Source organism: Microbacterium sp. A84, assembly GCF_051842815.1.
Lineage (GTDB): Bacteria > Actinomycetota > Actinomycetes > Actinomycetales > Microbacteriaceae > Microbacterium.
In genome coordinates this window covers 1-23,824 of record NZ_JBPXMS010000005.1, presented here as the reverse complement: position 1 = coordinate 23,824, position 23,824 = coordinate 1, and the positions used below count along the sequence as shown (strand labels likewise).

The following is a 23,824-nucleotide window of genomic DNA, read 5'->3' as shown; positions in this document are numbered from 1 at the left end:
CGACGGCTGGGTATCCCGCTCAGGGATACCCACACGGCGGGCTGGTCCGTTCTCGGCCACGGTCGCACAGTGGGATTCGGGCATCCCCCCGCACCGACACCAACCAAAGAGGTACACGCTCATGTTCACCACACGATTCGCCACTGCCAGTCTCGGCCTGCTCACCGTGGGGGCTGCACTCACGCTCAGCGCCTGCTCTGTGCCAGCGGCACCTGCCGACGCGGCCCCTGCCGACGCCTCACCCGCAGTCTTCTCCACAGCGACCGACGCCACCATCGTTGCGTCCTTCGACCTCACCGCCGGTCAGCTGCCCGAGAACATCGTGAGCGCCGCCGGCGACGCAGTGGCGGTCACCTTCGCGGCCAGCCGCCAGATTGCCGAGATCTCCGCCGCCGGCGACGTCGACATCCTGGGCACACTCCCCGCCCCCGCCGGCGGAGGCACGGCCACCCCCGTGCTCGGATTCCCGCTGGCGACCGGCCTCGCGCTCGTCGACGACGCGTACTACGCGCTGTACGCAACCGGGGAAGCAGACACGACCGGCCTGTGGAAGCTTGACGCCGACGGGGAGTTCGACCTGGTCGCGTCGCTTCCGTCGGCCGGCCTGCCGAACGGACTGGCCTTTGACGAGCAGCATGACCGTTTTCTGGCCGCAGACTCGGTCCTCTCTGCGATCTACAGCATCACGCTCGACGGAGACGTGTCGACCTGGTCGGCGGATGCTGCTCTCGCTCAGGACGGCTTCCTCGGTGCGAACGGCGTGCAGCTGCACGGCGGTGACGTCTACGTCTCAAATCTCGACGCCGGGACGATTCTCCAAATCGACATCCAGGATGACGGGGCTGCGGGCGAGATTACCGTCGCAGCCGAGGATCTTGTCGGTGTCGATGACTTCGCCTTCACCGGACGCGAAGATCAGATCGTCGCAACCCTCGATCCGAGCAGTGAAGTCGTCCTGGTGACCAATGGTGAGCGCACCACGGTGCTCACCGAAGATGACGGGCTCAGCAATCCGACCTCGGTGCTCGTGCAGGACGACACGATCTACGTGCCCAGCGCCGCCTATGTCACCCAGGACAACCCCAACCTGTTGACCGCCACTCTCGCCGGTAAGTAGTAGGCGGCGGCGAGTAGATACTGCCTGCGGGCCGGATCCTTCGATCCGGCCCGCCTCTGAACCGCGGATGCCCTTGACAGCCTCCGACGCATCGTTCATTCTCACAACTAGATACACGCAGGTTGTGTCGAAAAAGGATGTCTGGTCATGACGTCGTTCGCTCTCTCCCTCACCGCGCTCGTGCTGATCGCGCTCCTGCTCGGCGTGCATCTCACCGGTTACTTCGCATTGAACCCCGCACTGCGAATGATGGACGCGAGCGTCTACATTCCGGTGAAACGCGCGATCGACCTCACTGCACCCCGGCTCGCGAAACCGCTGATGCTCTCGTGCCTCGCAGTCACCGCCGCGGCGCTCATCGCAGCCGCCTTCACCGGCGCCGTGATCGTCGTGGCAGCCGACGCGGTCACACTCGCCGCCCTTGTGCTGGTCCTCCTCGCGATTCTGCGCGGCGACCTGCCGATCAACCGAGGGATGGCGAGCTGGTCGGCGGATGAACCACCTGCCGAGTGGCGCACAATTCGCGCCCGCTGGGAGCGCTTCTTCGGCCTGCGAGTCGCGGCGAACACTCTCGCGCTGCTCACAAGCGGTTTCGCGGTTGTCATCGGTGCGATGGGACTGGCCTGATGTCTTTGTGGCTACCCGTGGCCGCGCTCCTGGGGTGGATCGGGTTGTTCATCCACAACCTCGCCGACCTACCAGGTCAGACGATCATGAGCGCAGAATCACTCATCCCGCTGCTCATCACCGCCGCACTCGTCGCCCTCTGGTTCACTCCGCTGCGTGAGGGTGCAGCGTGGGCACTGCTGGCATGGGGAACGCTGAACCTTGCGGGTGCGATCGTCACCGTGCTGCCGCTGACGGTCCTGCCCTTTGAACCCGACCAATCGTTCACCCACTACGCCTTTCACCTCTTATACGGGCTCACTCAAATTCCGATCATTGTCGTGGCCGCAATCTGGCTCCGGCGACGGCGCACACGGAAAGATGCTGCGCCTAAGGCGATGAAGTAGCGGTGCCGCGCGCGAAGAGGCGGCCCGGATCCCCAGATCCGGGCCGCCTCTTCGCGAGGGACGTGAGGTCAGGACCCTGGCACACCCTCTGCGGTGAGCGCCACCGGCGCCGGTTCGACCGAGGTGACCTTGCCACCCTCGACCGAGTACGTCGTGCCGACGTAGTCCTGCACACCCTGATCGACAATGCTGATGCCGACGCCGAGGTAGGCGGCATGGCTGTCGTCACTGAAGGACAGGGGCAGGATGCCGTTGCCGGCGAGGTCACCGGAGCGCACAGCATCCACCAGCGATTCGCGTGTCGGATTTTCGCCCGCGGCAGCCAATGCCTCAGCGAACAGGTACGCGACGCTCATCCCGTAAATGGTGTTGCCGTCGAACGGTGCGCCGTTGTTGTACTCGTCGTTGACCGTCTGGAACAGCGTCACCCAGTCACTGTCGCCACCGAGTGCGGGCAGGTAGTTCGTCCCCACGAATCCCTGCAGCAGCTGCGGGCCGACTTCTTCACCGAGGTAGCCGATGAGGGTCGGGTAGTCGGCACCGGAGGAGGACGAGAACCACTGCGGGAACCAGCCCAGCTGTGCAGCGGTACCCAGCGCGAGCGCCGTGAACCCATTGATTGTGCCGAGGATGTTGATCTCACAGCCGGCGGCCTTGAGCGCTCCGATCTGCGCAGTGACGTCCTGGTTGGATGTCGAGTAACGCTCGACGTGCGTGAGCCCGCCCTCGCCGAGGACGAGCTCGGCGCCCTCGATCATCTCGTCGCCGAAGTCATCGTCCTGCCCGAGCAGACAGACCTTCTTGTCGGGGTACTCGTCGGTGGCATACTGCGCCAGCGCAGCCGATTCCACGATGTAGTCGGCGTTGAATCCGAAGGTGAACGGATACTTCTCCGGCTGGTTCCAGTTCGTGGAACCGGACGCGACGAACAGGTCGGGCACCTCGTTCTGGTTCAGGAAGTCGAGCACGGCCGTGTGTGGCGCGGTTCCCAGACCGTTCACGATGGCGAAGACCTCGTCCTCCTGAACAAGTTCTCTCACAACCGTCAAAGTGGTGGCGGGGTTGTAGCCGTCATCCTTGACGATGTACTCGATATCGCGCCCGTTGATGCCGCCCTGATCGTTCAGGTACGCGAAGTAGGCGGTGGCTGCGGCCGAGATGGACGAGTAGCCCGCAGCTGCGGGACCCGTGAGCGGCGTGTGTGTGCCGATCGTGACGGTGTCGTCGGTGACACCGGGGGTGGCGGCCTCAGGATCGGCCGGGGCGGGAGTGCTGCAACCGGCGAGCGCGATCACGACGGCGGATGCCATGGCGAGAGTCGCGATCCGCCGGAGCGGTGATTGCTGTGACATGTAACGCCTCTTTCTTGGAGTGGGAGTCTTTCTTGGGACCGGAATCGTTCTTGGTACGGGAGATTGCAGAACGGATGCGAAGACTTGCGAGACCGCCGGGCCGCACGAGCATCGTGATGATGAGAAGTGCGCCGAAAACGAGCACGGGGAGGTTGCCCGCAAGGCGTTGCGCGACCTCCGTCGGCAGCGGAAGCGCCGAGGTCGCGGTGCCGATGAGCCAGGGCAGCATGACGATCAGCGCGGAGCCGATCGCCGCACCGCCGATGCTGCCGAGGCCACCGAGCACGGCCGCGACCAGCAGCAGCAGCGAGAACGCCAGAGTGTAGGCGCCAGGGCTCACCGACTGGGTGACGAAGCAGAGCACCGCGCCGCCAGCACCTGCCGCAACCGCACTCACTACGAAAGCGGTGACCTTCACCTGCGCGGCGGCGACACCGTTGAGGCGGGCCGCGGTCTCGTCATCGCGAACGGCACGCATCCGCAGCCCCAGCGAGCCTCCGCGAAGTACGGTGAGCGTCGTGACGACGACTCCGGCGACGATGACGGCGACCCACGCCTGCCACTGCTCGAGGGCGATGATCGCGCTCAGCGCCTCCGGCACCCCGTCATAGGCGATCTGCAGTCCCTGGTCGCCGCGGAACACTCCGGAGAACACCGCGGTGACGGCGGGGACCGCGATCACGAGCGCCAGAGTGACGCCGGCGAGATAGGGCCCACGGAGGCGGGCGGCGGCAAGCCCCAGCAGCAGACCGAGAGCACCGGCAGCGAGGATGGCGACGAAGAGGGAGAGCAGGAATCGCGGCGCACCGGCGATGCCTGCCTCGGTCAGAGCATTGGCAGACAGCGCATACCCGTAGCCACCGGTGGCCATGAGGGCCGCGTGGCCGAGGGAGAGCTGTCCGCTCTGCCCGACCAGCAGTGTGAGTCCTGCAACCGTACAGAAGGCGGCGGCGATCGTGGCGAGTTGGAAGTTGCGGTACGGATCGAGCAGGAATGTGCCACCGATCGCGAGGATGGTGAGGATCGCGCCGAACACGATCGTGCGACCTGGGCCGCGCAGGGAGGGCAGGATGCGGTTCATGCGCTGCGCGCCTCTCGTAGGGAGAACACTCCGCCTGGCCGCAACAGCAGCACCGCGACGAGCAGCACGAGCACGCCGATCGGGGCGACCGTGGCGCCGAGGTAGCCGGTGACGAGGGTTATCGCGACGCCGACGACGAGGCCGCCGAGCATCGCACCGGCGGGCGAATCCAGGCCGCCGACCACCGCGACCGCGAAGGCGTAAACGAACAGCATGTCGGTGGAGTGCGGATTCAATCCGAGTTCGGTCGGCACCAGCAGGATCGCCGCGAGTGCGGCGACGGCGCTCGACAGCATCCATCCGATCGTCACCATCTTGTTCACCCGCACCCCCAGCACGCGTGACACTTCGGGGGCGAATGCCGCTGCGCGCAACTGCAGGCCGAGTGAGGTGCGGGTGAACAAGAGTGCAAGGGCGGCCATCACGACCAGCGCGACAATCAGGATGAACAGATCGTTCGGTGAGAGCAGCGGCACGCCGCCGACGAGGATGGGTGCGTCATCGAACGGCGCCGCCATGGGACGATACTGCGGTCCGAACAGGATGCCGAGTAGCGACTGCAGCACCATGACGAGGCCGATCGCGACGATCACACCGGTGAGCGGACTGGCGTGCGGGGCGAATCGCATCACCCCCCGTTCGATGACGAGCCCGACGACTGCGCCGGCGATGAGCCCCGCACCGAGTCCGGCGAAGTAGTTGCCGGTCAGCGCGCTGACCGCGAAGGCGACGTAGGTGGCGACGAGCGCCATCGCGCCCTGCGCGAAGTTGATGATGCGCGCAGCACGCCAGATCAGCACGAGCGAAAGCGCGAACAGCGCAAAGATCGCGCCGCGGGCGAGGCCGGTGGCGAGCAGGAAGGCGAGACGATCCATCAGAACCCCAGGTAGGCGTGTCGGAGGGCGGCGTCGCCGGCGAGTTCGGATGCCGGAGCATCCGCCACCACGCGACCGAGGTCGAGCACAACGCCGCGGTCGGCGATCGAGAGGGCTCCCGTGACGTTCTGCTCGGCGAGGAGCACGGTGATGCCGCGCTGCTCTGCGGCATCACGAAGGGTGCTCATCAGCTGTGCGACCACAAGTGGCGCGAGGCCGAGCGAAGGCTCATCAAGCGCGAGGACTCGGGGCTCGGAGATGAGCGCCCGGCCCAGGGCGAGCATCTGCCGCTCACCGCCGGAGAGCTGATGCCCATCGGCGGTACGGCGACGAGCGAGCGGCTCGAACATCTCATAGATGCCATTGATCGCGCGCTCGCGGGCGGCACCGCGATGACGCCACAGGGCACCGAGGCGGAGGTTCTCCTCGACAGTGAGTTCGGCGACGACGCTCTGCCCCTCAGGCACCAGCGCAAGTCCGCGGCGCGCGCGGTCCTCGGTGCGCAGGGATCCGAGATCGGTTCCGTCCAGCGTGATGGAACCGGATGCCGCGGGCACGAGTCCCGCGAGGGTGCGCAGCAGGGTGGTCTTGCCCGCACCGTTGGCGCCGAGCAGCGCGACCACCTCACCGGGGCGAAGGTCGATGCTGACGTCGTGCAGAACGGGTGCGCCGCCATAGCCGACGGTGAGACTGCTGATGGTGAGGGAGGCGCCGGTGCGCGTGGTGGTTTCAGTCATGAACTGGCTCCCTCTGGTGCGGCAGCATCCGCCTTCACGCCGAGGTAGGCCTCTTCCACGCGGGGGTCGTTACGCACCGCATCGGGCGTCCCGTGGGCGATGACGCGGCCGAAGTCCAGCACCACGATGCGATCGGCAAGCCCCATCACGAAGTCGACGTGGTGTTCGACCAGCAGCACGGCGCATCCTGCATCCGCCACCCGGCGAACCGTCTCCGCGAGTGCATCGATGTCATCCGCGCCGAGGCCACCGGCCGGCTCGTCGAGCAAGAGCATGGTGGGCTCTGAGACGAGGGCCCTGGCGAGGGCGACACGCTTGCGGTCGGGGTACGCGAGCGCCGCAACCGGACGATCAGCCAGCGCGGTGAGGTCAAGGGCTTCCAGCTGCGCGGTCACCGCGGTCTCGGCATCCCGTCGCCCAGATAGCGGAACGCCGACGTTCTCACGCACCGTCAGGCTGGGAAACAGTCCCAGTCCCTGCAGCGTGCGGGCCAGTCCCTGCCCGATGAGGCGAGCCGTGCGTCGCGGCGCGGGACGGCCGTCGAGCGAGATGGTCCCCCGGTTGCGAACGAGACCGCAGATCGCGTTGAACACCGTCGTCTTACCCGCGCCATTCGGCCCGATGAGGGCGACGATCTCGCCGGACCGGACGTCGAAGGAGACGTCGTCGACCGCAGTGAGTCCCCCGAAGGTCACCGTGAGATGGCTCACGTCGAGCCGGACGGGCGGCTGGTCGGATTGCAGGGTGTGCGGGTACATCGGCACCTCTTCGTGTCGCTGGTTTGATCACTCTACATCAGAAACCGACCGGGCGGTATGTAGTTGTTGCGGGCTTGTGATGAACAAATATTCGAATGTCCGTGCCCCCGTGTTGAATGGTCAGTATGAACAACGTCGTCACACAGCTTGAGGGTCTCGATGAGACCCTCGCCGTGCTGACGCGGGACGCGTTCGGCCGCGAAGTCATTCCCGATCTCAGTGATGCCGACGTCGCTGCGCTGCTCGCTGCGACCGGCCGAGTTCAGCGCAGACTTGAAGCCCTCCAGATCGAGGCGGCCGTGCAGGTGCAGGAGCGCTCGGCTCCGATGCGCGACGACCGGATCACCCTCACCTACGGGTGCGCGACGGCGGTGGACCTCATTCGGATGCTCACCCTGGTCGACTCCCGCCAGGCTCACCGGCTGGTGCGGGCCGCCGGCTTCCTGAAGCGCACCCGTAGCATCACCGAGGGCGTGTTCCTTCCGGCGCGCTATCCCGCGCTGCGCGAGGCCGTCACTGACGGATACCTGGGGCTGTCCGGTCTGCTGGCCGCGATCACTCCGCTGGAGCAGGCACGCGCGCGCATCCTCGACGATCAGCGACTCGACGCCGACCGGCGACTCGGGGCGCTCGCTCGAGGGATCGACACCGACGCGGAGTCCGACGCTTCCATCGGCCGCGGACCGCTACCGACACCCGAAGATCTCGGGCTCCTCTCGCAGGTGCTCGTCGCGTACCTCGACCCAGACGGCGCCGAGCCGACGGATGACACCGCCACCCGCAAACGCGGGTTAACGATCGGGCGCCTGCGTGATGGGACCATTCCTGTCCGCGCCGACCTGCTCCCTGAGGTGGCGGGGCAGCTGCAGCTTCTGCTCGACAGCCTGCTGAATCCTCGGGTCGACGGTCCGGAAGACCTGTCATCCACGGGCGGAGTGCATTTCGCGCCGACGGACGATGACGCCAGCGTGGGCACTGACGCCGACCACGGCCTCTCCCCCGTCGACTCGCGCACCCGTGCGCAGAAGCGCCACGATGCGTTCGCCGCGATACTCAACACCGCTGCGCGCACGGGCAATTTCCCGACGTTGGGCGGCGCCGCGCCGACCCTGGTGGTGACCGTCAACGCAGACGATTACGCCACCGGCGCAGGTCACGCGGGCGTGCAGAACACCGGTGACCTCATTCCTGCACGTGTCGCCGCACAAACGGGCTGCGCGGGCGGCATCCAACGCGTCCTCTTCGACAGCCAGGGCAGGATCGTCTCGATCGGCACCTCGGCCCGCATCTTCAACGCCCTTCAGCGGCGTGCGATCACGCTGCGGGACGGTGGCTGCATCATCCCCGGCTGCACGATCCCGGCCACCTGGTGTGAAATCCATCATGTTCGTGAGCACGCCGACGGCGGGCCGACGCACACTGACAACGGCGTGCTGCTGTGCTGGTGGCACCACCGCAACCTGCATCTGTCCGAGTGGCGAATCCGCATGAACGGCGGCGTTCCCGAGGTGCGCGGCCCACTCTGGTGGGACCGTGAACAGCGTTGGCGGCCGGCCGGGCGACCACGACCTCAATCTCCACCTCGCCATCGACAACCGGCCACCGCCTGAGCACGGGGCGGACCGGGGCGAAGAGCCTAGCGATGCGAACATCTCAGCGGTGCGGAATACCGGCGATCATGCCGCCGTCGACGACGAACTCCGCGCCACTGGTGAACGACGACGCATCGCTCGCAAGGAACACGATGGTGCCCGCCAGATCTTCCGGCTCGCCGGGGCGCCCGAGCGGAATGTCGAGATGCGCGGGGTCGATCCTTGTCGTCATCGAGGTATTGATGAATCCAGGGTGCACCGAGTTGACCCGGATCCCGAACGGTCCGAGCTCGACTGCGAGCGACGCGGCGAGGCCGCGCACCCCGAACTTCGCCGCCGTGTAACCGTGCAACCCTGCGCTGCCGCGCATCCCCTCGACCGAGGAGATATTGATGATCGATCCTTTGCCCTGCTGCTTCATGACCGGCACCACCGCGCGGCAGCCGAAGAAGGTGCCGGTGAGGTTCACCGCGATCACGGCGTCCCATTTCTCGGTGCTGAGGTGCTCGATCGGCGCGGCATTCGCGATGCCGGCATTGTTGACCAGCACGTCGACGGCGCCGAAGGCCTGAACCGACGCATCCACCGCGGCATCCCACTGCGTCTCCTGGGTGACATCCAACGAGACGAACAGCGCCCGCTCCCCCAGCTCCGCGGCAAGAGCCCGTCCGGCATCCTCGAGGATGTCCGCGATCACGACCCGTCCGCCCGCAGCATGCAGCGCGCGGACGTACGCCTCGCCGATGCCGCGCGCACCACCGGTGACCAGCGCCACCCGCCCGCCCAGATCGTTCATGACGAGACCTGGATGACCACGCGACCCACCGTCGTGCCTGTGGCGAGCTTGGTGATGGCAGCCGGTGCATCGTCGAATGGCACCACACTGTCGATGACCGGAGCGATCTTCCCAGACTCGAACAGGCGGATCAGCTCCTCGTGCGCTTCATCGACCAGGTGCGGCAGACGCTCCTGGTAGAGACCCCAGTACAGCCCGAGCACGGCGTAGTTCTTGACCAGAGCGTGGCTCACCGCGAGCTGCGGAATCTCACCGCTCGCGAAGCCGATCACGACGATGCGTCCCTCGAAAGCGACCGCACGGGTGGATGCGGTGAATGCCGCTCCTCCCACCGGATCGAACACCACGTCTGCGCCGTGGCCGCCGGTGATGCGCTTGACCTCGCCGACGATGTCATCGCCGCGCAGGATGACGTGCTCAGCGCCCGCGGCGCGAGCGACCTCTGCCTTCGCCTCGCTGCCAACCACGCCGATTACCCTGGCACCGGCGGCGGCGCCCAGCTGCACGGTGGCAGCGCCAACTCCGCCCGCCGCCGCATGCACGAGCAACCACTCGCCCGCCTGCAGCTTCGCGCGACGGTGCAGCGCGAACCACGAGGTTTGGTAGGCGATGTTCAATCCTGACGCCGCCAGAAAATCGAAGCTGTCCGGAATCGGATGCACGGATGCCGCATCCACGGCCGCGTATTCGGCGAGAACGCCGATTTTTCCCGCGACGACCCGGTCGCCCACAGCGTGTGTGGACACACCGCTGCCCACCGCAATCACTGTTCCGCTGCACTCTATGCCGGGAATGAAGGGCAGCTCCGGCTTCACCTGGTATTCGCCGCGAGCAAGCAGCACATCCGGGAAGTTCGCTGCGACTGCCGCGACCCGGATGAGCACCTCTCCTTCAGCCGGCACCGGTGTCGGCACACTCTGCTGTGTCAGCGCTTCTGCGGGTTCACCGAGACTGGTGACCTGCCAGGCGCGCATGGACTGCGGAACTTCAATGGGGGACGGCATCCGTTCTCCTCAAGCTGGCGAGAAACAGGTCGGTGATCTGCTCGGCGATGAGCGTCTTACCTTCCGGTCCCTCTGGTGAATACCAATGCGACAGATAGTGCACGTCACTGAAGAAGTGCGCGACAAGCAGCGCAACAGGGATGTCATCGCGGTAGATCCCCTCGCGCTGTCCGCTCCCGATGAGGGCGGCGAACTCGTCGTGATATCCGCGACGGCGACGGGTGACATCCTGCTGCCTGGGCGCCGAGAGCATGTTCATGCTGCGGAAGAACACAGCCCCCTCGGCGATGTGGTCGATCGAGGTCTCCAGCACGTCGATGCACGCCGCACGCAACACCTCATCGGTCGTCCCGCCCCGCGCGATGATCTCGTCGAGATGCGCCTTCTGCAGCGTCAGCAGCGAATCGTAGATGCCGAAGAGCAGATCATCCTTCGACTCGAAGTAGTGGTACATCGCACCCTTGGTGACGCCGGCGGCCTCGACGATCTGCTGCACGCTCGTGTTCGCGTAGCCGCGGGTGGCGAACAACTCGACGGCGGCGCGGGTGACGTTTTCAGGGACGTGTGAATCCTTCATACCCTCATCTTTCCGTGAATCATGATCACGCGTCGTACATATGGATCAGCGCCATCCATCAGAGCGGACGGATACTGGCGCCGCCATCGATGGACACGGTCTGCCCGGTCATCCACGCGGCATCATCAGAGAGCAGGAAGGTGACGGGACCGGCCACATCGTCGGGTTCGCCGAGGCGCGCGAGCGGATAGCCGGCGGACACCTCACCCTCGTGTCCTTCGTAAAGCGCCCGCGCGAACGCGGTCTTGATCACCGCCGGTGCGACGGCATTGACACGGATGTCGGGAGCAAGTTCGAAGGCAAGTTGCGCGGTGAGATTGATGAGCGCCGCCTTGGATATGCCGTAGAACGCGATGCCGGGGCTTGCGCTCAGGCCCGCCACCGAGGCGATGTTCACGATGCTGCGGCTGAGGCCGGCGGCAAGTGCGGCGCGCGTCCAGTCGAGAGCTGCGACCACGTTGACCTCGAGGATCTTGCGTGCGGCGTCCGCATCGACGTCGACGATGGGCCCGTAAACGGGGTTGATGCCGGTGTTGTTCACGAGGTGGTCGAGGCGGCCATGCTGAGCGGCGATGTGCGCGAAGACTGCGCCGCGGTGATCGGCATCGTCGGCGCGGCCAGCGACGGCGGATGCCGCAGGCCCGAGCTCTGCGACGGCAGCGTCGAGCGCATCCTGCTTGCGACCGGTGATGACCACGGAGCCACCCTCGGCGACGATGCGCCGAGCGATGGCAAAGCCGATCCCGCGGCTTGCCCCGGTGATGAGCGAAACTGTGCCGTCGAAGCGTGCAGTGCCGTTAGATCGTGCTGTGCCGTTGAAGCGTGCTGCGGACATGGCGCCTCCTTGCGCAACTACATACCGTCTAGTCGGTTTGAGTCACTGTAGCATGCGTCTCGTGGAAGTGCTCAGCCCACGAGCGCGCCCGCCAGGTACGTCGCCCGCACCACTGTCTCGGCCAGATCCTCAGCAGCGACGGTCACCGGGTCGCGGTCGACGACGATGAAGTCGGCGAACAGACCCGGTGCGAGCGCGCCGACCTCGTGCTCGCTGAACAGCTGCCACGCCGCGTTCGTCGTCTGACCCGCGAGCGCCTGGGCGCGAGTGACCGGCGTGCCACCAGGCATCCGGAATCCGCTGCGAGTGGTGCGCGACTCGGCGACGGCCATGTTGCGGAACGGCTCGTTCGGCGTGACCCAGCCATCGTTGTGGAAAGTTGCGCGGTGCCCAGCGGCGAATGCGGCGCCGGCATCCGCCCAGGCTCCGCCGTGTTCGGCGCCGAAAAGATCGTCGACGAGCACCTCTCCCCAGTACGTGATGTGGTCGACGAACAGACTGACGGTCACGCCGAGGGATGCTGCGCGCTCGAACTGTGCCGCAGTCATCGCACCACAGTGTTCGAGCCGGAAGCGATGGTCGGTCAGGGCGTGCCTGGTGATGATCTGCTCGTAGACGTCGAGCGTGGAATCGATCGCGAGATCGCCGTGCGCGTGGCAGGCGAGCTGCCATCCGCCCGCCGCGTAGGGCTCGGCGATGGCGAGCAACTGCTGCGCCGTGTAGTTCGCGGTGCCGACGTGGTGCGGTTCAAGGCCCAGACCACGGGTCGCATCGGTGTCGAGGTAGGGGAAGGACGTGGCGATGTTGCCGATCCACGGAGAGCCATCTGACCAGGTCTTCACCCCGATCTGACGGAACACCGGATCGTCCTCTCCGCGAGGTGCCGCCGTGCCGCCAGGACGCGACATTTCGTACCAGCGCAGCCGCACCGGCAACGCGCCCTGAGCGTGCAGACCCTCGATGAGCGGATTGAGGTCGGGGTTCCAGGACAGATCGGACACCGTCGTGATTCCGCGACGCGACAGATCGCGCAGATGCGCGACGAGCAGCTCCGGCAGATGCTGCTGCGCGCTGCCGAGCATCGGGGCGACGACCTGCTCGACCGCGGCTTCTTCAAAGGCGACTCCGGCGAGGTCGCCGTTCGCGTCACGAGCGAAGCGGGAGCCCGCCGGATCGGGCGTGCTGCCATCGATTCCGGCCGCACGAGCGGCCGCACTGTTGAAGTAGGCGGAGTGGCCGGAGTTGTGGATCACAACGATCGGAGTGGAGCCGGCGAACTCATCGAGCCAGTGGATGTCCGGGTCGGGGAGCCCCCGCTGTAGCAGCGAATCCCACCCGTTCGCGAAGACAGCCTGCCCGTCGGCGGCCGCAACCGCCTGTGTCAGCGCGGCGAGCACGCCAGCGGCATCCGGAATCACGACAGGGCGGATATCGACGACCAGATGCGACAACAGTATCGACGAATACGCGGGGTGGCCGTGCGGCTCGATGAGTCCCGGCATGACCCAGCCGTCCAGGGCCACGATGTCAGCTCCAGGGAAACGGCCAACCAGCTCGGCCGTCGTTCCAAGCGCGACGATACGGCCGTCATCGATGGCCATCGCCTCGACCTGCTCATCGATGTCGGTCGCGAGCGGACGGATGCTGCCAGTAAAAACTTTCGTCACGACGTCAGGCTCCGATCCGGTCGAGCACAGCTTCGAGACGGGCCACCGTGCCATCGACGTCGCCGAGCTTGTCGAGACCGAACAGCCCGAGGCGGAACGTCGAGAAGCCCTCCGGTTCATCGCAGTGCAGCGGAACTCCGGCAGCGATCTGCAGGCCCTGCTCCTTGAACGCCGCACCGGACTTCAGCACGGGGTCATCCGTGTGCACGACGACAACGCCGGGGGCGGCGAACTCGGGTGCCGCGACCGAGCGGAATCCGCGTTCGGCCAGCAGCGACCGAACGCGCGTACCAAGCTCGATCTGCGCCGCACGCAGTGCCTCGAACCCGCGCTCACGAGTTTCGATCATGGCGGCGAGGTTGTGGGTGAGCGGGTCAGTGGGCATGGTCGCGTGGTACGCCGCTCGTCCGGCGCGATACTCGTCAGCGATCGTCAGCCACTTGGCGAGGTCGATGGCGAAGCTCGTCGAGACTCGGGAGCGCACGGCATCTGCTCCCGCCTCGCTGAGCATCACGAATCCTGCGCACGGCGATCCGCTCCATCCTTTCTGCGGAGCGCTGAGCAGCACATCGACGCCGAGGGCCTTCATGTCGACCCACATCGCACCGGAAGCGATGCAATCGAGCACGAGCAGAGCGCCGACCTCGTGCGCGGCATCCGCGAGGGCGCGTACGTAGTCATCGGGCAGGATCATGCCGGCGGCGGTCTCCACGTGAGGTGCGAAGACGACCTCGGGGCGACGAGCGCGGATGACTCCGGTGACCTGGTCGATCGGCGCCGGGGCCCACGCGGCCTGCAGGTCATCGGTGTCGGGGCGGGCCGCGAGCACGGTGACGTCGTCGCTGATGCCGCCGGTCTCGAGGATCTGCGACCACCGGAACGAGAACAGTCCATTGCGCACGACGAGAGTGCGCCGGCCGCTGGCGAGCTGGCGAGCGACCGCTTCCATCCCATAGGTGCCGCCACCGGGGACGATCGCCGAAGTGTGCGCGTTGTACACCTCACCGAGGATCTCAAGGGTCTGCTGCATGACGCCCACGAATCGGGCGGACATGTGATTCAGGGACCGGTCGGTGAAGACCACCGAGTACTCGAGCAGGCCATCCGGGTCGACATCTTCGTGCGGCAGGTGCGGCTGGGTCATCATGCGCCCAGCATCCCACACACCGCGCTCACTCAACCGGCGTGATCTCGACCGGCTCGCCCATGTCGTAGTACGTCTGGCGGCTGGTCTCGGTCACACCCATCATCGTCGCCGTCGATTCACTGCCAACGGGAGTCCAGTCTGGGGCGAACCACAGCACGTATTCATCCACCGGCATCTCAAGCCAGGTGAAGGGCTCAGTGCTGGTGATGCGGTATGCCTCGGCGGTCTCGCCGTTGCCGATGTCGACTGTCTCGATCTCGGAGACATTCCACGACGGGCTGCTAGCGACCATGGTGGCGTTCGTGCTCGGCAGCGTGAAGAAGCGGTAGAGCTCGCTGGCTGCGCCCGCGATCACTTCCTCCGGGTCGGTCGAGTTCACATCGCCCTTGACTGGTCCATTGCCGAAGTCGACCCACATCTGATCGCCGAGGAAGGTAACGCCGATGCCGCCGGAAGATCCCGCGGTCGTCCCCTGAAGCGCGAAGTCCGGCACGAAGCGGAAGACCGCCTGCCCGGTTCCGTAGGAGTTGTGCAAGATCTCCTTGCCACTGCCCAGGCTCGGCATGATCTCTTCGACACAGGCGCCAAGTGCGTCACCGGCGAGCGTGTTCCCCGGCAGCAGGCTCAGCGAGGTGCAGGAGTCCGGTGCGACCCAGCCTGCAGGTTCTACCACCGGCTCCGCCGATGTCACGACATCCGGCTTCTCGGCGTTCTCTGACTCGGGTGCCGTGGCAGCGCAGCCGGAAAGGAGCACGATTGCTCCCATGACACCCATCGCAGCTTTGATCTTGGTCATCTCGTCCTCCCCGACGCGGTGATCGTTGTGCATCACGCACAGACCCGCTGAGATTACCAGTTCATCGCGCGGCCATCAGCGCTTGTACGGCACCTCGCCGAGAGGAAGAGGAGTGGGGTTGCGCCCGACCCAGACCACGGCATACCGGGCCAGGGCTGCGACGTCGTCTTCACGCGGTCGCGCCTTGCGCACGCGCGCTGCACGATTCGCAGCATCCACCAGGTCTTCATCATCGAGCGGGATGCCGCGACGCAGCAGCACGAGCAGCATTTCGACCATCTGGCGGAAGTCGTCGCCCCAGTTGACGCCGCCGTTGCCGTCGAACTCGTTGGCCACGCGCCCGCTGATGCGGATCGCCTCGCCCTGCGCCGTGGTCGCCGCACCCATCGCCGGGACAAGGAAGTCGAACAGGGCACTGTGTTGTTCGACCCAGCCGCCCTCGGGGAGCAGGATCGGCGAGGTACCGTCATGGCGCTCACGGGCGATGATGGGGGCAACGCTGAAGAGTTCGTAGAGACGGCGCAGCGCAGCATCCGTTCTCGGCAGAGACTCCTCGTTGAAGACTTCGCGGATGTCTTGGAAGTTCGCCGCGATTCGGCGCACGGACTCACGCATCCCGTCGTCGACCACGTCACCCGCCGTGAGGAACAGATCGGCGATCTCGGCCATCTCCTCGATCGTGGTGGTCGAGCACTGCTGCAGACCGCGCGCGAGCGGGGTCTGCCCGTCATCATCGCGGGCGAGCGCGTCGGCTCCAGCATCCAGAAGAACACGCACATTGTGAGCGTGGAACGGCACGGCCTCGTGCAAAGCCGTCTTCCCGTTCCGGTCACGTGCGGTGATGTCAGCACCGATCTCCAGGAGCAGCGCGACCTTGCCGTTCCATGCTCCGGCATGCGCGATCAGCGGCGTCGCATCCTTCTCATCGCCTGCTTCAAGATCAGCACCCTCCGCGATGAGCCACCGAACGACGTCCTCACCGGCATCCGAGTATCCGATCGCCGTCTGTCGGCGATATCCCCCATAAGCGTCCAGAGCGCTCTTGTCGAAAACTTTCTGCACGGCGTCTAGATCACCGGAACGCAGGATCTCATCGAAGTTCTTCGGGAGCGTTTTACGCTTCGAACGTGCCATGCGGCCAGCCTATGAACTCCGCGTGCTCCCGATCACATATTGCGTCCCGCGCCGGAATTGAATTTGAGGTCACGCCACAGGCATGACAGTGTGAAGAGCGAACCGAAGCTGTTTCTCCGCAGAGGTCACACCCTTATGAACATGAACTTGCCAGCGTTGCACCCCCCGATCCGGGACGGTGAAACGCTCTGACTTCCCCCGGCTCTATTGAGCCGAGCACGTCAGCACGGGCCGCGCATATCGATGCGCGGTCGGGCAGGACGAGCCTGATTCGGGCACCGAGAATCGACGAGGGAATCGCGCTCTGGCGCATCGCGCGCGACTCTCAGACACTCGACCTGAACTCGTCATACGCCTACGTTCTCTACGCCCGCGACTTCGCCGCGACGTGTCGTATCGCTCTTGTCGATGAGCACCCGGCCGGGTTCGTACTCGGCTACCGTCGACCCTCCGATCCCGAATGCCTGTTTATCTGGCAGGTCGCCGTCGATGAGCGCTTCCGCGGACTCGGTCTCGCGGGGCGGATGCTCGACGACCTGATCCACGACACCGCTGTGCACCCTCCGGTGCGCACGCTGCAGACCACGATCACTGACGATAACGTCGCCTCTCAGCAGACGTTCCGCAGTCTTGCGCGTCGCTGGAGTGACGCGCCGATGGTTGTCACCCCACTATTCGAAAGCGCACACCTGAGCCTCGACAGCTCGGATGCGGCGTCCCACGATCCCGAACGGCTCTATGAGATCGGTCCGCCGAACTAGCCGTCCCCCATCCGCCCGTTGAGGGCGGCGTGCACTCCCGCGCGACAAAAACCAGGAGAAAAACCACAGCACATGAATATTTTCACTCAGCTGGAATCCGAAGTCCGCAGTTACTCTCGCTCATGGCCGGTCGTGTTCGACCGTGCTGTCGGCACCGCGATGTACGACGAAGACGGCAAGGAATACCTTGACTTCTTCACCGGCGCCGGGGCACTGAACTACGGACACAACAATCCCGCGCTGAAGAAAGTCCTTCTCGACTATCTGGCCGATGACCGCATCGTTCACTCGCTCGACATGTTCACCTCGGCCCGCCGCGACTTTCTCGAGACCTTCAATGAAGTGATCCTGAAGCCTCGCGATCTCGACTACAAGGTCGTCTTCCCTGGCCCCGGTGGCGCGAATGCTGTCGAGGCCGCGCTGAAGCTGGCGCGCAAGGTCACTGGCCGCGAATCGGTCATCAACTTCACCAATGCCTTCCACGGCATGACGCTCGGCGCACTGTCCGTGACCGGAAACTCGCTCAAGCGCGGCGGTGCCGGCGTGCCGCTCGTGCATGCGACGCCTATGCCGTTCGATGACTACTTCGACGGCGACTACCCAGACTTCTTCTACTTCGAGCGGCTGCTTGAGGACACGGGAAGTGGCTTGAACGCTCCCGCCGCCGTGATCGTGGAGACCGTGCAGGGCGAGGGTGGCATCAACGTCGCTCGTGCGGAGTGGCTGCGCGCGCTGGCAGCGCTCTGCAAGAAGTACGACATGCTGCTGATCGTCGACGACATCCAGATGGGCTGTGGCCGCACCGGTGAGTTCTTCAGTTTCGAAGAAGCCGGCATCGTCCCCGACATCGTCTGCCTGTCGAAGTCGATCTCCGGATATGGCATCCCGATGGCGCTCACGTTGATCAAGCCGGAGCTGGATGTCTGGCAGCCCGGTGAGCACAACGGCACCTTCCGAGGCATCAGCCCCGCCTTCGCGACCGCTGCGGAGGCGATGCGCCTCTACTGGACCGACCACACACTGCGCGACTCCACCCTGACCAAGGGTGCCCGTGTCGAGGGATGGTTCAACACCTTCGTCGCGCGGTATCCGCAGCACGAACTCATTGCCAAGGGCCGCGGCCTCGCACGCGGTCTGCAGTTCTCGTCGGGTGACTTGGCGGATGCTGTCTGCCAGGCGGCGTTCGCACGGGGCCTGCTCATGGAGACATCCGGGCCCGAGGGCGAGGTCATGAAGATCCTCCCGGCGTTGACGATCACCGATGCCGAGCTCGAACGCGGCCTCATGATCATCGACGAATCGATTCGCGCCGTCCTCGGCGAGCCCGATCCGGATGCCGCAGACCACATCGACCACATCGCCGAGAGCAAGGAGCACACCCCCGCATGATCGTCCGTACCATCAACGAGATCACCGACACCGACGCCGACATCCAGACCGAGAACTGGCGCAGCAAGCGCATCGTGCTCGCGAAGGAGCAAGTGGGCTTCTCGGTACACGAGACCACGCTGTACGCGGGCACGGTGAATCAGTTCTGGTACGCGAACCACATCGAGGCGGTGTTCATCGTCGAGGGCGAGGGAGAGATCACCGACCTCGCCACCGGTGAAACCCATGCGCTCGCACCGGGGTCGCTGTATCTGCTGAACAACCACGACAAGCACGAAGTGCGCCCGCGCACCCAGATGCGCACGGTGTGCGTGTTCAACCCGCCCATCACCGGGCGCGAAGTGCACGACGAGAACGGCGTGTATCCGCTCGTCGTCGAGCCCGCCTGAGCACATCCGAACGAGAGCACGAGAGACAGGAGAAGGACGCATGACCACCACAACGACCGCAGAGGACCTGTTCCCGACCCGGTTGACCCACCCTTCGGATTTCATCACCCGCACCCAGCCTGCGGTGTGGGGATCTCCGGATGACGGACCGTTCACGGAAGCCGAACTGAACGTGCACGAGCAACGCGGCTTCACGATTCTCGACGACTTCATCTCGGCGGATGAGGTTGCGCTGTATTCCGGTGAGCTCGACAGGCTCGCCGCAGACACTGCGCTACAGAACGACGATCGAATGGTCACCGAACGCAGCACTGGAACGGTGCGTTCAGTCTTCGAGGTCGAGAAGCTGAGCCAAGTGCTGGATGCCCTCGCCCGCAGCCCCAAGGTGCTCGACCGTGCCCGACAGATCGTCGGGTCCGACGTGTACCTGCACCAGACGCGAGTCAACTACATGCCGAGCTTCACCGGCACGGGGTTCTACTGGCATTCGGACTTCGAGACCTGGCATGCCGAGGACGGCATGCCGATCCCTCGAGCCGTCAGCCTGTCGATCGCGCTGACGGACAACTATCCGTTCAACGGCGGGCTGATGGTGATGCCCGGTTCTCATCGCACGTTCGTTCCCGCCGTAGGCGAGACTCCGGACAACAACCACGAGCAGTCGCTGCAAGCACAGGAGGCGGGGGTGCCGAGTCACGCCGCCATCACGGCGATGGCTGAAAAGTACGGCATCGATCAATTCACGGGCGGCGCGGGCTCCGCACTGTGGTTCGACTCGAACATCATGCACGGGTCCGGGAACAATATCACTCCATACCCGCGCTCGAACGTGTTCATGGTGTTCAACAGTGTCGAGAACACGCTCGTAGAGCCGTTCGCGGCGAACACGGCCAGACCCGGACACATCGCGAATCGCGATTTCACGGCGCTGGTGTGAGCCCTACAGCATGCGCACGCACCCCGTGCGCATGCTGTAGGGTCATTCCCATGACAACCCGTTGGTATGCGTATTATGAGTCGGCTCTGGAGGGGCCGGCGCTGATCTAGCGCGTACCGACACCTTCAGAGCTGACAAGCCAGAGCATTTTTGCTCTGGCTTTCGCCGTTTCGGCGGGCTCTGCATCCGGGGTCCGCCTTCGCACCGAAGACAGGACCCAGGACCCATGAGCACTATCGAAGCCACCGCCAGCACTGACTCCACGGCTGACCTGCACGTCGCGAAGTTCACTTCGCTCCCCGCACCCAGCGACATTGCCACCGAGTTGCCGGTCGGCGATGAGCGCGCGGCGCTCGTCTCCCGCACCCGCAATGAGGTGCGCGCGATCATGGCGGGAGAGGATGACCGACTGCTCGTCGTCGTCGGCCCCTGCTCGATTCATGATCCCGCCGCAGGGCTCGAATACGCAGGTCGACTGGTGCGCGAGGCCGAACAGCACCGCGACGACCTGCTGATCGTGATGCGCACGTACTTCGAGAAGCCGCGCACGACGATCGGATGGAAGGGCCTCATCAACGACCCGCACCTCGACGGCAGCCACGACATCGAGGCTGGACTGCGGATGGCGCGCGGGTTCCTGCGCGATGTCACCGCACTCGGGATGCCGTGTGGCACCGAGTTCCTCGAGCTGATCAGCCCGCAGTACACCGCCGACCTCATCAGCTGGGGCGCCATCGGCGCGCGCACCACGGAGAGCCAGATTCACCGGCAGCTGGCATCTGGGCTGTCGATGCCGATCGGTTTCAAGAACGGTACCGACGGCGGACTTCAGGTGGCGCTGGATGCTGCGGCCTCAGCATCCGCCCCGCAGGCGTTCCTCGGCATCGGCGCCGACGGGCGGGCGAGCCTTGTGGCCACGACGGGAAACCCCGACACCTCGGTGATCCTGCGCGGCGGAGCCGACGGACCGAATTACGACGCCGAGACCGTGCGGCGTGCATCGCAGCGTCTGGATGCTGCGTCTCTCACGTCGCGCGTCATCATCGACGCCAGCCACGGCAACAGCGGCAAGGACCACGTGCGTCAGGCCGAGGTTGCTGCCGAGCTCGGTGAGCAGATCGCTGTGGATGGCGCGGCGATTGCGGGCGTGATGCTCGAGAGCAACCTTGTCGCCGGGGCCCAGAAGCTTGATGTGTCTGTACGCAGCCGGCTCGTGCACGGCCAGAGCGTGACGGATGCCTGCATGGGTTGGGATGCCACGGCCATCTCGCTGGCCGCTCTTGCTGAGGGTGTGCGCCGGCGTCGGGGGTGAGGCGATCCAGGTGGAATCTGGCGGTGGCGGGAAGACTTTCCGGGCTTAATCCGCCGGCCCGCAAGCCGGGTTTTTCTTCCCGCTGCGACAGGGAAGGCTCAGGTCAGGACGCGTCGCGGACGTTCAGTAACTGCCAGCCCCCGGGCACCTTGGCGAGCAGCGCATCCATATCGTCGGCGTCGATCTGCTCAACCTGGTCACGTCGGGCGAAAGTGCCCGTTGCCTTGAGCGTCGACGCACCCTTGATCATTTTGACGGGTGCGGAGATGAGATCAAAGCCTTGTGGCTTCTGCAGAGCAAGCTGGGTCTGGACAGCGGCGAGATCTGCCGCCTCAACGTCAACAGAGGTGGTTTCCACGGGACGCATCAGACCGATCAGCACTCTTTGATCCTACGTCGAGCGGGAACGAAGCCTCAGCACATGCCCTGCCTACGAGCGCCGGCGTCAATAGGCGCGTGAACAAATCTCGGCATCCTCGGGGAATACTGTCCGGGAGATGTCGATCTGTGGACGCCCCGTTCGACGTCTTTATGAAGACCTCGACGGATGTCCCTACACACGAAAGCGAAACTATGGCACGCGAACTGATCTACACCGGATTCATCACTCTCGACGGGGCGATCGACTCTCCCGGCGGCACAGGCGAGGGGCACCCAGGCGGCGGCTGGGTATTCGACACCGAATTCGTCCCCGAAGCGTTCTCACTGAAGGCGGAAGAACTCGAGGAGACGACGGCGCTATTGTTCGGCCGCAACAGCTACGAGGCGTTCTCGAACTTCTGGCCGACGTCGCCTGATCATGCGGCCTACCGCGACCTGCCGAAGTACGTCGCATCCACGACGCTCGGCGACGACGCTCTGGTCGACGGCTGGGGTCCGACGACGATCCTGCGCACCACCGAGGACATCGCCAGCCTGAAGCAGACCGACGGCGGCGCGATCTTCATTCACGGCAGCGCCGACCTCGCCCTGCGCCTGGGCGAAGCGGGCCTCATCGACCGCTACAACCTGCTGATGTTCCCCTACCTCCTGCCAGGCGGCAAAACGATCTTCGGTGCGAGTGGCGCCGATCGCCGCGGCTTGGCGCTGCGCGACTCCACGACGTATGCCAACGGAGTGGTGAGGCTCGTCTACGACGTGCGGCGCTGACGAGGTTCGCATCGGTACTCAGTCTCCGGACGCCGGCACATCCCGCAGGACCCGGTAGCGGAGGTGGACCTCGCTGGCGAATGCAGAGGTCTCCATGCGTTCGAGGCGGAGTTGATGCTCCAGGCCGGCAAAGAGAGGGATCCCTTCACCCAGCACGACCGGCACGACATGCAGGCGGAGCTCGTCCACGAGCCCCAGGGTGAGGCACTGCCTCGCGACGCGGCCCCCCAGAAGGCTCACCCACTTCTCTCCGGCGTCGTGCCGCGCACGCCGCACAGCCTCTTCGATATCGTCGACGACGAAGATGAACGTGGTCCCGTCTTGCTCGACCGCCGCTTGCTCACTGTGCGTCATCAAGTACACCGGCACCTTCAGGAACCCGCCGTACGGGATCTCCCCGTCCTCAATGGTCTGAGTCTTGTTCGCGCCCCCGACGATGGATCCGATGTCGGAGCAGATCGCTTCCACGATCTGCTCGTCCTCCGGGGCGACGGGAAATCCGTCCATCCAGTCCATTCCTCCGACGGGATCCGCCATGAACCCATCGACCGACACGGTGGCATGGATCATCACCTTTGACATGCTTTGCTCCTTCGTAGAAGTGAGTCGAGCGACTCACCATAACGAAAACATATTCTTCTATTTAAGGTGAGTCAAGTAGCTCACCACAATGCGATACTGAGGCAATGACTCGCAAGCTCTCCGTGTACCACCGACAGATCGCGGCGAACAACCGCGCGGCGATTCTCGCGGCGGCCGCGCGCCCGTTCCTGGAGAACGGCTACGATCGCACCTCGCTCGCGGAGATCGCCAGGCAAGCAGGTGTATCGAAGGCCACGTTGTTCAAGCAGTTCCCCACAAAGGCGGAGTTGTTCGAAGCGACCGTGCTCGCGGCTGGGAGCATGCCGGGCACCGAACCGGTTGCGCCAGATCCTGATGACTTCCTCGGCGGACTCGTGATTCTCGGGAAGGCCTACGTGCGGCTACTTGATCGTTCCGGCATGGCCGACCTGATGCGGATCGTGATCTCGGAATCACCGCGCTTCCCTGAACTTCGTGAGCGAACCTTCGATTTCGGTACACTCCCCGTGCTCACGGCTCTCAAAGACTTCCTCATCGCTGCGCGGGACACAGGGACTGCCGACTTCGACGATGCGGAGGCCATCTCAGCGCAGTTCCTCGGGATGATCGCGACGATGGTGTTCTGGCCGAGATTGGTCCATGGCGGATGGGCCCTCACTGACGGAGAGAAGGAGCAGGTTGTCGATCAGGCGGCCCTGACGATCACTGCACGATGCACCTGAGAAACCGTGCACCTGAGAAACGAGGGTTATAGGCCAAAAGGAGTGGATGGGTTCTTGATCTAGCCGCGTGATTCTGCGGTGAAATGGGCATCGGTATGGTCC

At 65.2% G+C, this 23,824-nt stretch carries 26 protein-coding genes; 11 read left to right on the top strand and 15 right to left on the bottom strand.

The features are described 5' to 3' along the window. The first annotated feature begins 121 nt into the window (after positions 1-121). From ACSU04_RS16935 to ACSU04_RS16925, 3 genes are all read left to right on the top strand, one after another. Positions 122-1,117 carry a hypothetical protein gene (locus tag ACSU04_RS16935; protein ID WP_439290385.1) on the top strand — a complete coding sequence of 332 codons (996 nt, stop codon included), beginning with the start codon at positions 122-124 and terminating at the stop codon, positions 1,115-1,117. 147 nt (positions 1,118-1,264) lie between these two features. Further along, complete coding sequence (locus tag ACSU04_RS16930; RefSeq protein ID WP_439290384.1) at positions 1,265-1,744, top strand: hypothetical protein; 480 nt, start codon at positions 1,265-1,267, stop codon at positions 1,742-1,744. A 17-nt stretch (positions 1,745-1,761) separates the two neighbouring features. Beyond that, positions 1,762-2,130 carry a hypothetical protein gene (locus tag ACSU04_RS16925; protein ID WP_439290383.1) on the top strand — a complete coding sequence of 123 codons (369 nt, stop codon included), beginning with the start codon at positions 1,762-1,764 and terminating at the stop codon, positions 2,128-2,130. Between the two features lie 68 nt (positions 2,131-2,198). Here ACSU04_RS16925 and ACSU04_RS16920 read toward each other — a convergent pair whose 3' ends face one another. From ACSU04_RS16920 to ACSU04_RS16900, 5 genes are read right to left on the bottom strand one after another with little or no spacing between them, the layout of a single operon-like run. Further along, positions 2,199-3,482 (bottom strand): ABC transporter substrate-binding protein, encoded by a 1,284-nt coding sequence (locus ACSU04_RS16920; RefSeq protein ID WP_439290382.1) that lies wholly within the window; start codon positions 3,480-3,482, stop codon positions 2,199-2,201. Next, on the bottom strand, positions 3,379-4,563 hold the full coding sequence (locus ACSU04_RS16915; protein ID WP_439290381.1) for an ABC transporter permease subunit: 1,185 nt from the start codon (positions 4,561-4,563) through the stop codon (positions 3,379-3,381). Before ACSU04_RS16915 ends, ACSU04_RS16920 begins: the two co-directional genes overlap by 104 nt. Beyond that, positions 4,560-5,438 carry a branched-chain amino acid ABC transporter permease gene (locus tag ACSU04_RS16910; protein ID WP_439283340.1) on the bottom strand — a complete coding sequence of 293 codons (879 nt, stop codon included), beginning with the start codon at positions 5,436-5,438 and terminating at the stop codon, positions 4,560-4,562. The genes ACSU04_RS16915 and ACSU04_RS16910 overlap by 4 nt, the downstream gene beginning before the upstream one ends. Next, positions 5,438-6,175: an ABC transporter ATP-binding protein gene (locus tag ACSU04_RS16905; RefSeq protein ID WP_439290380.1), complete on the bottom strand. Its 738-nt coding sequence runs from the start codon at positions 6,173-6,175 to the stop codon at positions 5,438-5,440. The genes ACSU04_RS16910 and ACSU04_RS16905 overlap by 1 nt, the downstream gene beginning before the upstream one ends. Beyond that, positions 6,172-6,933, bottom strand: a complete 762-nt coding sequence (locus tag ACSU04_RS16900; RefSeq protein ID WP_439283336.1) for an ABC transporter ATP-binding protein — start codon at positions 6,931-6,933, stop codon at positions 6,172-6,174. The genes ACSU04_RS16905 and ACSU04_RS16900 overlap by 4 nt, the downstream gene beginning before the upstream one ends. Positions 6,934-7,058: 125 nt before the next feature. Between ACSU04_RS16900 and ACSU04_RS16895 the strand changes: the two genes are divergently transcribed. Then, positions 7,059-8,543 (top strand): DUF222 domain-containing protein, encoded by a 1,485-nt coding sequence (locus ACSU04_RS16895; RefSeq protein ID WP_439290379.1) that lies wholly within the window; start codon positions 7,059-7,061, stop codon positions 8,541-8,543. 43 nt (positions 8,544-8,586) lie between these two features. Here the strand turns inward: ACSU04_RS16895 and ACSU04_RS16890 are convergent, their stop codons facing one another. The 8 genes from ACSU04_RS16890 to ACSU04_RS16855 form a co-directional block, all read right to left on the bottom strand. After that, positions 8,587-9,321, bottom strand: a complete 735-nt coding sequence (locus tag ACSU04_RS16890) for a glucose 1-dehydrogenase (protein WP_439290378.1) — start codon at positions 9,319-9,321, stop codon at positions 8,587-8,589. Continuing rightward, entirely contained in the window at positions 9,318-10,325 is a 1,008-nt protein-coding gene (locus tag ACSU04_RS16885; RefSeq protein ID WP_439290377.1) for an NADPH:quinone oxidoreductase family protein, read from the bottom strand. The genes ACSU04_RS16890 and ACSU04_RS16885 overlap by 4 nt, the downstream gene beginning before the upstream one ends. Next, positions 10,309-10,902 carry a TetR/AcrR family transcriptional regulator gene (locus tag ACSU04_RS16880; RefSeq protein WP_439283330.1) on the bottom strand — a complete coding sequence of 198 codons (594 nt, stop codon included), beginning with the start codon at positions 10,900-10,902 and terminating at the stop codon, positions 10,309-10,311. Before ACSU04_RS16880 ends, ACSU04_RS16885 begins: the two co-directional genes overlap by 17 nt. A 58-nt stretch (positions 10,903-10,960) precedes the next feature. Continuing rightward, positions 10,961-11,737: an SDR family oxidoreductase gene (locus ACSU04_RS16875; RefSeq protein WP_439290376.1), complete on the bottom strand. Its 777-nt coding sequence runs from the start codon at positions 11,735-11,737 to the stop codon at positions 10,961-10,963. 71 nt (positions 11,738-11,808) lie between these two features. Beyond that, positions 11,809-13,404: an amidohydrolase gene (locus ACSU04_RS16870; RefSeq protein WP_439290375.1), complete on the bottom strand. Its 1,596-nt coding sequence runs from the start codon at positions 13,402-13,404 to the stop codon at positions 11,809-11,811. A gap of 4 nt (positions 13,405-13,408) precedes the next feature. Further along, positions 13,409-14,551, bottom strand: coding sequence for an aminotransferase class V-fold PLP-dependent enzyme (locus ACSU04_RS16865; protein WP_439290374.1), 1,143 nt, complete (start codon positions 14,549-14,551; stop codon positions 13,409-13,411). 25 nt (positions 14,552-14,576) lie between these two features. Then, positions 14,577-15,347, bottom strand: coding sequence for a hypothetical protein (locus tag ACSU04_RS16860; RefSeq protein WP_439290373.1), 771 nt, complete (start codon positions 15,345-15,347; stop codon positions 14,577-14,579). 75 nt (positions 15,348-15,422) lie between these two features. After that, positions 15,423-16,481, bottom strand: a complete 1,059-nt coding sequence (locus tag ACSU04_RS16855; RefSeq protein ID WP_439290372.1) for an ankyrin repeat domain-containing protein — start codon at positions 16,479-16,481, stop codon at positions 15,423-15,425. Positions 16,482-16,669: 188 nt separating this feature from the next. Here ACSU04_RS16855 and ectA point away from each other — a divergent pair, with 188 nt between their 5' ends. The 5 genes from ectA (at position 16,670) to ACSU04_RS16830 (ending at position 21,269) form a co-directional block, all read left to right on the top strand. Next, positions 16,670-17,242: a diaminobutyrate acetyltransferase gene (ectA, locus tag ACSU04_RS16850; protein WP_439290489.1), complete on the top strand. Its 573-nt coding sequence runs from the start codon at positions 16,670-16,672 to the stop codon at positions 17,240-17,242. A gap of 72 nt (positions 17,243-17,314) precedes the next feature. After that, positions 17,315-18,631: a diaminobutyrate--2-oxoglutarate transaminase gene (gene ectB, locus ACSU04_RS16845; RefSeq protein WP_439290371.1), complete on the top strand. Its 1,317-nt coding sequence runs from the start codon at positions 17,315-17,317 to the stop codon at positions 18,629-18,631. Further along, the gene (locus ACSU04_RS16840; protein ID WP_439290370.1) at positions 18,628-19,020 is read left to right on the top strand and encodes an ectoine synthase; all 393 of its coding nucleotides are present in this window, start codon (positions 18,628-18,630) and stop codon (positions 19,018-19,020) included. Before ectB ends, ACSU04_RS16840 begins: the two co-directional genes overlap by 4 nt. 40 nt (positions 19,021-19,060) lie before the next feature. Then, entirely contained in the window at positions 19,061-19,957 is an 897-nt protein-coding gene (gene thpD / locus ACSU04_RS16835) for an ectoine hydroxylase (RefSeq protein ID WP_439290369.1), read from the top strand. A 226-nt stretch (positions 19,958-20,183) separates the two neighbouring features. Next, positions 20,184-21,269, top strand: coding sequence for a 3-deoxy-7-phosphoheptulonate synthase (locus tag ACSU04_RS16830; protein WP_439290368.1), 1,086 nt, complete (start codon positions 20,184-20,186; stop codon positions 21,267-21,269). A gap of 103 nt (positions 21,270-21,372) precedes the next feature. On the opposite strand, the gene ACSU04_RS16825 is transcribed toward ACSU04_RS16830, so the two are convergent. Then, positions 21,373-21,651: a hypothetical protein gene (locus tag ACSU04_RS16825; protein ID WP_439290367.1), complete on the bottom strand. Its 279-nt coding sequence runs from the start codon at positions 21,649-21,651 to the stop codon at positions 21,373-21,375. Positions 21,652-21,842: 191 nt separating this feature from the next. Between ACSU04_RS16825 and ACSU04_RS16820 the strand changes: the two genes are divergently transcribed. Continuing rightward, positions 21,843-22,418 carry a dihydrofolate reductase family protein gene (locus tag ACSU04_RS16820; protein WP_439290366.1) on the top strand — a complete coding sequence of 192 codons (576 nt, stop codon included), beginning with the start codon at positions 21,843-21,845 and terminating at the stop codon, positions 22,416-22,418. A gap of 18 nt (positions 22,419-22,436) precedes the next feature. On the opposite strand, the gene ACSU04_RS16815 is transcribed toward ACSU04_RS16820, so the two are convergent. After that, positions 22,437-23,000 (bottom strand): dihydrofolate reductase family protein, encoded by a 564-nt coding sequence (locus tag ACSU04_RS16815; protein WP_439290365.1) that lies wholly within the window; start codon positions 22,998-23,000, stop codon positions 22,437-22,439. Between the two features lie 104 nt (positions 23,001-23,104). On the opposite strand from ACSU04_RS16815, the gene ACSU04_RS16810 reads away from it, so the two are divergent. Further along, positions 23,105-23,722 carry a TetR/AcrR family transcriptional regulator gene (locus tag ACSU04_RS16810; RefSeq protein WP_439290364.1) on the top strand — a complete coding sequence of 206 codons (618 nt, stop codon included), beginning with the start codon at positions 23,105-23,107 and terminating at the stop codon, positions 23,720-23,722. Positions 23,723-23,824: the final 102 nt, after the last annotated feature.

Bases quoted from the DNA above. Each gene is read 5' to 3' on its own strand.
- ACSU04_RS16935 (WP_439290385.1), top strand. From the start codon at position 122: ATGTTCACCACACGATTCGCCACTGCCAGTCTCGGCCTGCTCACCGTG.
- ACSU04_RS16930 (WP_439290384.1), top strand. From the start codon at position 1,265: ATGACGTCGTTCGCTCTCTCCCTCACCGCGCTCGTGCTGATCGCGCTC.
- ACSU04_RS16920 (WP_439290382.1), bottom strand. From the start codon at position 3,482: ATGTCACAGCAATCACCGCTCCGGCGGATCGCGACTCTCGCCATGGCA.
- ACSU04_RS16915 (WP_439290381.1), bottom strand. From the start codon at position 4,563: ATGAACCGCATCCTGCCCTCCCTGCGCGGCCCAGGTCGCACGATCGTG.
- ACSU04_RS16910 (WP_439283340.1), bottom strand. From the start codon at position 5,438: ATGGATCGTCTCGCCTTCCTGCTCGCCACCGGCCTCGCCCGCGGCGCG.
- ACSU04_RS16905 (WP_439290380.1), bottom strand. From the start codon at position 6,175: ATGACTGAAACCACCACGCGCACCGGCGCCTCCCTCACCATCAGCAGT.
- ACSU04_RS16900 (WP_439283336.1), bottom strand. From the start codon at position 6,933: ATGTACCCGCACACCCTGCAATCCGACCAGCCGCCCGTCCGGCTCGAC.
- ACSU04_RS16895 (WP_439290379.1), top strand. From the start codon at position 7,059: ATGAACAACGTCGTCACACAGCTTGAGGGTCTCGATGAGACCCTCGCC.
- ACSU04_RS16890 (WP_439290378.1), bottom strand. From the start codon at position 9,321: ATGAACGATCTGGGCGGGCGGGTGGCGCTGGTCACCGGTGGTGCGCGC.
- ACSU04_RS16885 (WP_439290377.1), bottom strand. From the start codon at position 10,325: ATGCCGTCCCCCATTGAAGTTCCGCAGTCCATGCGCGCCTGGCAGGTC.
- ACSU04_RS16880 (WP_439283330.1), bottom strand. From the start codon at position 10,902: ATGAAGGATTCACACGTCCCTGAAAACGTCACCCGCGCCGCCGTCGAG.
- ACSU04_RS16875 (WP_439290376.1), bottom strand. From the start codon at position 11,737: ATGTCCGCAGCACGCTTCAACGGCACAGCACGATCTAACGGCACTGCA.
- ACSU04_RS16865 (WP_439290374.1), bottom strand. From the start codon at position 14,551: ATGATGACCCAGCCGCACCTGCCGCACGAAGATGTCGACCCGGATGGC.
- ACSU04_RS16860 (WP_439290373.1), bottom strand. From the start codon at position 15,347: ATGACCAAGATCAAAGCTGCGATGGGTGTCATGGGAGCAATCGTGCTC.
- ACSU04_RS16855 (WP_439290372.1), bottom strand. From the start codon at position 16,481: ATGGCACGTTCGAAGCGTAAAACGCTCCCGAAGAACTTCGATGAGATC.
- ectB (WP_439290371.1), top strand. From the start codon at position 17,315: ATGAATATTTTCACTCAGCTGGAATCCGAAGTCCGCAGTTACTCTCGC.
- ACSU04_RS16840 (WP_439290370.1), top strand. From the start codon at position 18,628: ATGATCGTCCGTACCATCAACGAGATCACCGACACCGACGCCGACATC.
- thpD (WP_439290369.1), top strand. From the start codon at position 19,061: ATGACCACCACAACGACCGCAGAGGACCTGTTCCCGACCCGGTTGACC.
- ACSU04_RS16830 (WP_439290368.1), top strand. From the start codon at position 20,184: ATGAGCACTATCGAAGCCACCGCCAGCACTGACTCCACGGCTGACCTG.
- ACSU04_RS16820 (WP_439290366.1), top strand. From the start codon at position 21,843: ATGGCACGCGAACTGATCTACACCGGATTCATCACTCTCGACGGGGCG.
- ACSU04_RS16815 (WP_439290365.1), bottom strand. From the start codon at position 23,000: ATGTCAAAGGTGATGATCCATGCCACCGTGTCGGTCGATGGGTTCATG.
- ACSU04_RS16810 (WP_439290364.1), top strand. From the start codon at position 23,105: ATGACTCGCAAGCTCTCCGTGTACCACCGACAGATCGCGGCGAACAAC.